The sequence below is a fragment of the Kitasatospora sp. NPDC059571 genome, from assembly GCF_042735675.1.
GTDB lineage: Bacteria > Actinomycetota > Actinomycetes > Streptomycetales > Streptomycetaceae > Kitasatospora.
Genome location: NZ_JBHWBW010000473.1, coordinates 1 through 6,208 on the forward strand (window position 1 = coordinate 1; position 6,208 = coordinate 6,208).

General features: G+C 72.9%; 6 protein-coding genes. 1 reads left to right on the forward strand and 5 read right to left on the reverse strand.

What is annotated here, in order from left to right; translation table 11 throughout:
* Nucleotides 1–89: 89 nt before the first annotated feature.
* From ACFV0G_RS33205 to proS, 4 genes are all read right to left on the reverse strand, one after another.
* Nucleotides 90–329, reverse strand: a complete 240-nt coding sequence (locus ACFV0G_RS33205; RefSeq protein ID WP_380556035.1) for an RNA-binding protein — start codon at nucleotides 327–329, stop codon at nucleotides 90–92.
* A 2-nt stretch (nucleotides 330–331) separates the two neighbouring features.
* Nucleotides 332–763 (reverse strand): 30S ribosomal protein S16, encoded by a 432-nt coding sequence (rpsP, locus tag ACFV0G_RS33210; protein WP_380556037.1) that lies wholly within the window; start codon nucleotides 761–763, stop codon nucleotides 332–334.
* Between the two features lie 736 nt (nucleotides 764–1,499).
* Nucleotides 1,500–2,078 carry a hypothetical protein gene (locus tag ACFV0G_RS33215; protein ID WP_380556039.1) on the reverse strand — a complete coding sequence of 193 codons (579 nt, stop codon included), beginning with the start codon at nucleotides 2,076–2,078 and terminating at the stop codon, nucleotides 1,500–1,502.
* Between the two features lie 944 nt (nucleotides 2,079–3,022).
* Complete coding sequence (proS, locus tag ACFV0G_RS33220) at nucleotides 3,023–4,435, reverse strand: proline--tRNA ligase (RefSeq protein ID WP_380556041.1); 1,413 nt, start codon at nucleotides 4,433–4,435, stop codon at nucleotides 3,023–3,025.
* Between the two features lie 198 nt (nucleotides 4,436–4,633).
* Between proS and ACFV0G_RS33225 the strand changes: the two genes are divergently transcribed.
* A complete protein-coding gene (locus ACFV0G_RS33225) occupies nucleotides 4,634–5,452 on the forward strand; it encodes a class I SAM-dependent methyltransferase (RefSeq protein WP_380556043.1) in 819 nt (272 codons plus the stop codon).
* A gap of 118 nt (nucleotides 5,453–5,570) precedes the next feature.
* Here the strand turns inward: ACFV0G_RS33225 and ACFV0G_RS33230 are convergent, their stop codons facing one another.
* Nucleotides 5,571–6,125 carry a GNAT family N-acetyltransferase gene (locus ACFV0G_RS33230; RefSeq protein ID WP_380556045.1) on the reverse strand — a complete coding sequence of 185 codons (555 nt, stop codon included), beginning with the start codon at nucleotides 6,123–6,125 and terminating at the stop codon, nucleotides 5,571–5,573.
* Nucleotides 6,126–6,208 lie beyond the last annotated feature (83 nt).

A 6,208-nucleotide genomic window follows, 5' to 3' on the forward strand; every position in this document is an offset into this window, starting at 1 on the left:
GGGGGGGGGGGGCGCGCGCGCGCCCCCGCGCGCGCGCGCGCGCCCCGCCCGCCCCCCCAGTACCTGACGAGTGCCTGACGGCGTCCGTGTCAGCGGAGGCTGTCCACGTCGACCAGGTCGACCCGGACGTTGCGGCCGCCGAGCGCGCCGACCACGGTGCGCAGGGCACGGGCCGTGCGGCCGCCGCGGCCGATCACCTTGCCGAGGTCGTCGGGGTGGACCCGGACCTCGATGGTGTTGCCCCGTCGCAGGTTGCGCGAGCGCACCTGCACCTCGTCGGGGTGCTCGACGATGCCCTTCACCAGGTGGTCGAGGGCTTCCTCGATCATGCTCAGGCCTCGGTGGAGGCGGCCTCGGCGTCAGCCTCGGCCTTGTCCGCCTTCTTGGCCTTCGGGGTGATGGCAACACCGGTGGTGCTGTCCTCGAACCCGGCGACGGCCTTGGCGAAGAGGTGCGAGAAGTCCTCGACCTTGGGCTCGGCGACCTTCAGCGGCTCCGGCGCCGGCAGGCCCTTGAACTTCTGCCAGTCACCGGTGAGCTTCAGGATGGCCATGACCGGCTCGGTCGGCTGGGCGCCGACGGACAGCCAGTACTGGGCGCGGTCGCTGTCGACCTCGATCTTCGAGGGGTTGTAGGTCGGCTGGTAGATGCCGATCTCCTCGATCGCACGACCGTCACGCTTGGTGCGGGAGTCGGCGACGACGATGCGGTAGTGCGGGGAGCGAATCTTGCCGAGTCGCTTCAGCTTGATCTTGACTGCCACGGGAGTGGATTCTCCTGGTGTTGACGTGGGTGAGCGGCCGCTGCCACCGCGTGGGGTTGCGGCGACCGGCCGTTCAAGGGACACGCCAGCCGTAGGAGAGAGGGGTCCTGCTCGGCTGCCGAGTACTCAGCTGTCCATTCTGCCACAGAGCGGCAGCCCGGCTGAAAACGGGCACCGGAACCGTCGCCCCGGGCCCGGCTTCCGGTGTCCCGGGCCATCAGCGGTCGCGCGCCCCGGACACGGCCGGAACGGACCTGTCCGCGGGCAGGCCGCAGCCGCGCGCGGCGCGGAACAGTCGCACGCCCGTCGAGAAGGAGTGGCAGAACAGGGCCGCGCGGGTCAGGAGCACCAGGAGCACACGGGGCCGGACGTGCACGCGCGGGCACAACAGAGCCGCAAAGGCCACCGAGGCCGCCGACACCGCCGACACCGCCGACACCGCCGAGGCCGCCGATCGGGCGTCCCACCGATCAGCGGAGCGACCCGACAACGGGATCAGGTCGGCAGCACATCGGCCCGACCGAGGGCCCCCGCCCCCGGTAGAGCCGAGCACAGCGTGTCGTCGAACTTCGCGGTCGACCGAGATGGACGACCGATCGAACGTGGTGATCGAACGTTTTGGCCGACCGCGACGGTCGAGCCGGTAGGTCGAGCGCGGCGGACGTGCGCCCCGTCCAACCCCTCCTCGCGGAGTGGCCCTCCGGGACCTGTCTGCCGCAACCGCTCGGCCGGATCGTCAGCCGATCTTGAACGGCTGCTGGCACGCACCACAGACGATGGACGCCTGGGCCAGCACCGACGGGACCACGCGGACGTTGCGGCCGCAGCCGCAGACGGCCTTGACGCGCACGCCGCCACCGGACGAACCGTGGCGGGCCGCCGGGCCGCGGAAGGCACGCTGGCCGCCCTCGCCCGCGACGGCCAGCTGGTGCGCTCCCAGGGCGCGCTCCAGCCGCTCGATCGTGTCGGAGTACCGGTCCTGCGTCTCCTGGAGCATGGTCACCTGGGAGAAGCCGCTGCTGGCGTGCGGCTCGACCGGGTGGGCCAGCCCGAGCTCGGAGGCGAGCATCAGGAAGCGCCGGTTGTGGTACCGGCCGGCTCGGGAGGTGTCGCGGATCTCCCGGGCGGCGGCCAGGCCGTGGGCGGCCTCGTGCAGCAGCCGCTCGAAACCGAGCCGCGTACCGCAGGCCGAGGAGGACTCGCCGATCAGCGCCTCGGGCGAGGCCAGGTCGGGGAGGTCCTGGTGGTGGGCCTGGATGTCGCTCCAGGCGGCGGCCAGTTCGGCCGCCAGGACGAGAGGCTGTGTCGTGCTCACGCTGGACCAACGAGGGAGAGCGGGCCGATGTTCCGAGAGTTCCCGTTCACGGGGAATTCCCAGCGATCTCTCAGGAATGCACACCTGTACCTGAATTGCGTTGTTCTGACCTGACGCAAGACCAACCCCCTGCATCTGTGGACCCGCCGAATCTCGCCGGGCTGTCGGCTACCGCACCGGGACGCGCCGCGACCGCCCCTACGGCGGACGGCCCATGGCCGTGTCGAAATTGACAGGGCCACGGGCCGTATACCGTACCGCTTGTTCCGTCCCGCCGGGAGTTGACCGGCGAGTAGCATCAACGAGAAGTGTGCAAACCGGGGTTAACATTCCGCCGAATCGGCTCGGAATTCGCTCCGCCCGGCCGTGCTGCCTTCGGGAACGCCGCTCCGCGGACCGCGCCCGCAGCGGGCGGCGGTTTCCCCGCCGGGTATCGGCCGCGGGTATCGGGCGCCGGTATCCGCGCCGCTATCCGGCTCGCACACCACTGCCGTATCGATCGCGTTATCCGCCGCCGGTTTCGACTCGGCAGCGGAATCGGTATCGATGCCGTATCGATGCCTATCGTGACATCGATGCCTATCGTGACCGCCGCGCACCCGCTGCACCCGCCGTACCCACCGCGCCCCTCGCGACCGGCCGCGAAACCGCCGGCGAACACCGCCGGCGAACACCGCCGGTGACCGGCCGAGACCGACCGACACCGAGTGGCACCGAGTGGCACCGACCGTCGGGGGGGGGGGGGGGGGGCCGGGCCGCCCGCACAGGTGCGGCGTGGTGAGCGGGGCGCCCCCGCGCGCACAGCGGCGCAGGGAGAAGGGTGAGTGAGCCCCTGGGCGCCGCCGCGGCGCGCCGCGCCACCGCCACCGCGGCCGGCCCCTGACCCGCCCCGCCGCCGCCGCCCGCCCCCCGGGCGGGGCCCCCCCCACCGCCCTGGTACGGCGTCAGTAGGCGCGGGCCACCAGCGCCATGTTGCCCTCCTGGTCATCGGTCTTCGGCACCGAGCCGTCGGCGGCGACGATGCAGCGGACCGACACGCCCTGCTCGGCGAGCTTGGCCTCGCCCTCCGGGCCGAGCTCGGCCCAGGAGATCCGGCCCCAGCCGGTGGCCGCGGCCTCGGCGGCCTCCTCGATGGTCTTCACGTCCACCGTGCGGGACTCGCGGCGCTCGCGCGACTGGCGCAGCAGCAGCGCCTGGTCCTCCTCCAGGATGCCCGGGACGAGGGCGGCGAGCGCGTCGGCCGCGACCGGCTCCTTGCCGCCGGCGATCCGGCGGACCAGCATCGCGGTGCCGTTCTCCAGGTCGCGCGGGCCGACCTCGATGCGCAGCGGGACGCCCTTGAGCTCCCAGTCGACGGCGCGGCGGCCGAACGGGGTGTCGGTGCGGTCGTCGACCACCACGCGCACGCCCGCGGCCTCCAGCTGGGCGCCGATCTCGCGGACCTTGGCGAGCACCGCGTCGTCGCCCTTGATCGCCAGCACCACGGCCTGGACGGCGGCCAGACGCGGGGGCACCCGCAGGCCGTTGTCGTCGCCGTGGGACATGATCAGGCCGCCGACCATGCGGGTGGAGACGCCCCAGGAGGTCTGCCAGACGTACTCGCGCTCGGCGCCCTGGAGCTGGTAGGTCGTGTTGAACGCCTTGGCGAAGTTCTGGCCGAGCTCGTGGCTGGTGCCCATCTGCAGGGCCTTGCCGTCGCCCATCATGCCCTCGAGCGTGAGGGTGTTGATCGCACCGGCGAAGCGCTCGCGGGCGGTCTTGCGGCCGAGCACCACGTCGACGCCCAGCACGTTGGTCATGAAGTCGCCGTACACCTCGGTGTGGATCCGGGAGGCGTAGTCGCGGGCGTCCTCGTAGGTGGCGTGGGCGGTGTGGCCCTCCTGCCAGAGGAACTCGGTGGTGCGCAGGAAGACGCGCGGGCGCAGCTCCCAGCGGACGACGTTGGCCCACTGGTTGATCAGCAGGGGCAGGTCGCGGTGGCTCTGCACCCACTTGGAGAAGTACTCGTTGATGATCGTCTCGGAGGTGGGCCGGACGACGACCGGCTCCTCCAGCTCCTTGCCGCCGCCGTGGGTGACCACCGCGAGCTCGGGGGCGAAGCCCTCGACGTGCTCGGCCTCCTTGGTCAGGTAGGACTGCGGGATGAACATCGGGAAGTAGGCGTTCTGGGCGCCCGCCTTCTTGATCCGCGCGTCCATCTCCTGCTGCATCCGCTCCCACAGGCTGTACCCGTACGGTCGGATGACCATGGTGCCGCGCACCGGACCGTTGTCGGCCAGCTCGGCCTTGTTGATGAGGTCCTGGTACCAGCGCGGGAAGTCCTCCGCCTGGGGGGTGAGTACGGGTGCCTTAGCCATGGGGCAGATGGTACGGGGATCGGGCCGCGGACCGTGAATCCGGTACACCGGCGCACTGCGGGGGCGCACGCCTCGGCGCACGGACACTCCCTGCACACCTCTGGACGGCGGGCCCGGCGCGCTGTTCGCTGGAAGGCGGGGCGGGACCACCGGGGGGAGCCGGAGCAAGGGACGCATCAACCGGAATGGGAGGCCGCGATGGCTTCAGCGCAGGTGACCGGTACGACCGCGCAGCGCCCGCACACGGACGGCGGGGCGGGGTCGCGCGGTCGGGCGCGCGACTGGGCGGAGATCCAGGAACGGATGCTGGTGCCGCTCTACCAGGCCGTCTACCACCGTCTGGAGGTCGGGCCGGCGACCAGCCTGCTGGGTCTCGGCTGCCGTTCCGGGCTGGCCCTGCTGCTGGCCGCGGAGCGCGGCGCGCAGGTGGCCGGCCTGGAGCCCGAGGAGGAGTTGCGCGAGCTCGCCGAGGGGCGGTGTCTGCGGGTGGCGGACGTGGCCGGGATCGACCGGTCGGACCATCCCGTCCCCCGCTCGGCGTATTCGCTGGTCACCGTTTTCGAGCAGCTCACCTACGTCCGCGACCCCGCCCGCCTGGTGGCCGAGGCGGCCGGCCGCACGCTGCAGGGCGGTCAGGTGGTGCTGGCCTCCTGGGGTCCGCCGGAGCGGTGCGAGAGCGCGCCCGTGCTGGAGGTGGCGCGCCGCCGCAGCGGCCGCACCCCCGCGCTGGAGCCCTTCGCGCTGAGCGCGCCCGGCGCGCTGGAGGAGCTGTGCGCCGGTGCCGGGCTGCGGCCCGCCGGGAGCGGCCGGGTCAGCTGCCCGTTCGCCTATCCGGAGCTCGACAGCGCGGTCCGCGGCATGCTCTCCACAGGCCTGTACGAGACCGCGATCGAGGAGTGGGGCCCGGCGCTGGTGGCCAAGGAGCTGGAGGAGGCGCTGCACCCGTACGTCCGGCCGGACGCCTCGGTGCGGATGGTCAACGTGTTCCGCTACGTGGTGGCCGACCAGCCCCGCTGAGCCGCCCGCCCGCACGCACGCTGGCCCGCCTGCACCCTGCACGCACGCTCCACCCGGCACGCACGCCCGCCCGGGCGGACCACCGGGTCCGTCCCGGGCAGCGGCCGGCTCAGGGGGCTCAGTGGTCGGCTCGGTGGCCGGGTACCGGCCACTCCTCGGCGGTCAGCGCGTACCGCTCGTGGTCGCGCCAGGCCCCGGAGAGGAAGAGCATCCGCGGGGTGAAGCCCTCGTGGCGGAAGCCGAGCCGGCGGGCGAGGGCGATCGAGCGGACGTTGTCGGGCTGCACGTTGATCTCCAGCCGGTGCAGGCCGAGGCCGCCGCGCTCGATCGGCGCGAAGCAGCGGTCGACCACCAGCCGCATGCCCTCGGTCATCCGCCCGGTGCCGGCGAACGGGAGGTAGGAGTCGTAGCCCAGCGCCCCGTTGCAGAAGCGGCCCATCACGATGTTGGCCACGTTGCACTTGCCCACCAGGCCGCCGGTCTCGGCGTCCTCGATCAGGAAGGTGCGCAGCCCCGGGCCCTGACGCTCCAGCAGCTCGACGAGGCCGTCCGGCTCGACCGGGTTCCATCGTCCGATGTGCTCGGCGGACCGTCGCACCGCCTCGGCGTACACCGCCGCGTCGGCGGCTCGGGGGGTCCGTATCGTCACTCGCACCCCACCATCATCGGTCATGTGTGCGGTCGTCCGCCGCCCAGGGGCGGCTGCCGCCCGCCCGCGGCCGCGCGGGCCCCCGGGGACGGCGACGGCCCGCCGCG

Excerpts from the sequence above, each read along its gene's own strand:
- ACFV0G_RS33205 (WP_380556035.1), bottom strand. The coding sequence starts at position 329 with ATGATCGAGGAAGCCCTCGACCACCTGGTGAAGGGCATCGTCGAGCAC.
- proS (WP_380556041.1), bottom strand. The coding sequence starts at position 4,435 with ATGGCTAAGGCACCCGTACTCACCCCCCAGGCGGAGGACTTCCCGCGC.
- ACFV0G_RS33225 (WP_380556043.1), top strand. The coding sequence starts at position 4,634 with ATGGCTTCAGCGCAGGTGACCGGTACGACCGCGCAGCGCCCGCACACG.
- ACFV0G_RS33230 (WP_380556045.1), bottom strand. The coding sequence starts at position 6,125 with ATGACCGATGATGGTGGGGTGCGAGTGACGATACGGACCCCCCGAGCC.